Source organism: Intrasporangium sp. (assembly GCF_035280925.1).
Classification (GTDB): Bacteria; Actinomycetota; Actinomycetes; order Actinomycetales; family Dermatophilaceae; genus Intrasporangium.
This window is the reverse complement of the sequence record NZ_DATEEY010000202.1, coordinates 1-2,210: the sequence shown is the minus strand read 5'-3', so window position 1 is coordinate 2,210 and position 2,210 is coordinate 1. Positions and strand designations below refer to the sequence as shown.

Below are 2,210 nucleotides of genomic sequence, written 5' to 3'. Positions count from 1 at the left end.
GCCGACGGCACGGTCACGAGGCCATTTCCTGCCGGCTGGTGCCATCCCAGATGAACCACTCGGTGTCGACCACGTGGGCGTCGGCGTCACGGATGATCTCGTAGATGGACAGACCTGGGAGCTCAGGGAAGCACATCCACTCGCGCCAGCTCGTCATGAACAGGTCAAAGTCCCACTCGACGGTCAGGTCCAGCAGCTTGGCGGTGGTGGGCCCGTCGATGCCTGCGAATGCCTCGTCGAGAACGACCAGACGGGGAGCCGTCGGTCTCGACGATGCATAGAATGCAGCCGCAGCGGCGAACAGCGGCAGATGCAGCGTGGCCGCCTTCGACCCGCCCGACCCCTTGCCGTGGATCCTGCGGGTCAGTGGCGTCCACCGTTCCTGGGGGGAGCGCCGCTGCATGACCGTGAAGCGGTGCCATAGCCGGTAGTCGAGCAGGTCAATCAACCGGTCACGCACGGTCGCTTCGCGGGTGTCGGTGCGTGCCTGCTCGAGCCGTTCCTTGAGGAACTGGCGCAGCGCCTCGTCCTTCTTGCGATTGACTCCTGGGGTGGTGAGCAGCAGCTCGACTGCCTCGGAGGTACCGACAGGGGCGTCCTCGTCGATGCGCCAGTCGAGATTGACGGTCTGTCCGGACGGGGTGGTGCGGGTCTCAAGATCGGCGTTGATCCGGTCCACCAGCCGGCGAGCCTCGAGCAGGGTGCGGCGGACGTTGTCACGAATCTCGCCGGACAGGAACTCGTCGATGATGCGGACGTCCTCCTCGCTGATGCGGCGCTCGCGGGCGCGCACATCAGCCTGGAGCAGCTCTGCCAGCTCGAACAGGGACCGTTCCTGGGCGTCGTAGACCACCGAGTAGATGGCAACGTCGTGCTCGGTGCGCGGGACCACCTGCAGCTCGGGCGGCAGCGCGACGGTCAGCTCCTGGAACGCCCGGGTGAGGTTGGTCGCGGCGCGGTTGCGGGCTGCATCGTCGTAGGCGACCTTCTCCAGCGTATCGGCGATCCGGCGGGCAACCAACAGAGCGGCCGTCTCCGACCAGTCGACGACTGGAGTATCGGGCCAGTCACGTACCTCGGCGGCGTGACGGACGACACCGGCGGTGGCCAGCCGCTTGAATGCGTCGACGGCGATGCTGCGCTGCGTTCGAGCCCGCTCGTGCTCGCCGTGGCGGCTGGATGCGGCGCTATCGGCACGAGCGACGGCCTCGACCAGCCCGTCCCAGCGCCCCTCCAGTTCCTCAAGCTGCCCCCGGACCGCCTCGAGATGCCCCTCGGCCGCCTCCAGGCGGCCAAGTACCTCCTGGCCCGTGGGATCGTCGACGATCTGCTGCATGGTCGCCACGCGCTCCTCGGCCGATGCCAGCGCGGCGCGGCGTTCGTCCAGCTCCACCTCGCTGCCCTCACAGCGGCTTTCGGCCCGGACGACGAGCTGGTCGGCGAGCTCCAGTCGTTCGCGCGCCTCGAGCAGCCTTCGTTCCTCATAGATCCATGCGGTCGCGGCTCGCTCGTAGCTCCCCACCAGGCGGGCGAGATCTCCGAGCCTGCCGGCCCATAAGGTCAGCCCGACGGTCGCAGCGATCCGGTCACGGGTGTACGCACGGGCGGTCACCTGTTCCCGCAATGCGTTCAGCCGCGTCTCGGCGTCGACGGCCTGTCCCTCCAGGCGGCGGGCGTGGCGGTCGGCCTCGGCCGCGGTGGCGCGGGCATCGGTTACCGGCCGGAGCGGCGGGAAGCGCCGAAGGTCCGAGTCGACCGTTCGCAGACGCGCACGGAGGCGGTCGCGCCTGGCGATGAGGTCGGTCACGAGCGCGTCGGCGTCCTTGATGAGCTCGGCGAGCTCGGCCAGGCGCCGCTGCCGGTTGCGCTCCCGGATGCTGCGGCCGAGGTATTGTGCATACGGCTTGCTGCTCTGCCCGTCCAGCCTGCCGACGCGGAACCGGCCGTCGACGTCGACCCAGGTGTCACGGTCGCTTGGGCCGAGGCCGATGCTGGCCAGGACGCTGCGCGCGACCGGCTCGCGGACGGCCTCGGCGGCGGCAGGCTCGATCACTGCCAGCAGTGACCCAGCCGGTTCGGGGTTGGGCTGGGGCCGAAGCTGAACGTCGTGGCTGGGATGCTCCACGGTTCCGTCGGGGTGTACCCACGCGTCGAGTAGCTGGGCAGCCTCAAGGGCCGCCTCGACCGCGGCCTGCTGCTGGCCGGTCAGA

The 2,210-nt window shown here is 69.5% G+C and carries 1 protein-coding gene; it reads right to left on the bottom strand.

Annotated elements, in window-relative coordinates; genetic code table 11:
- Positions 1 to 13: 13 nt before the first annotated feature.
- On the bottom strand, positions 14 to 2,209 hold the full coding sequence (locus VJN29_RS17995) for a TIGR02680 family protein (protein ID WP_324145015.1): 2,196 nt from the start codon (positions 2,207 to 2,209) through the stop codon (positions 14 to 16).
- Position 2,210 lies beyond the last annotated feature (1 nt).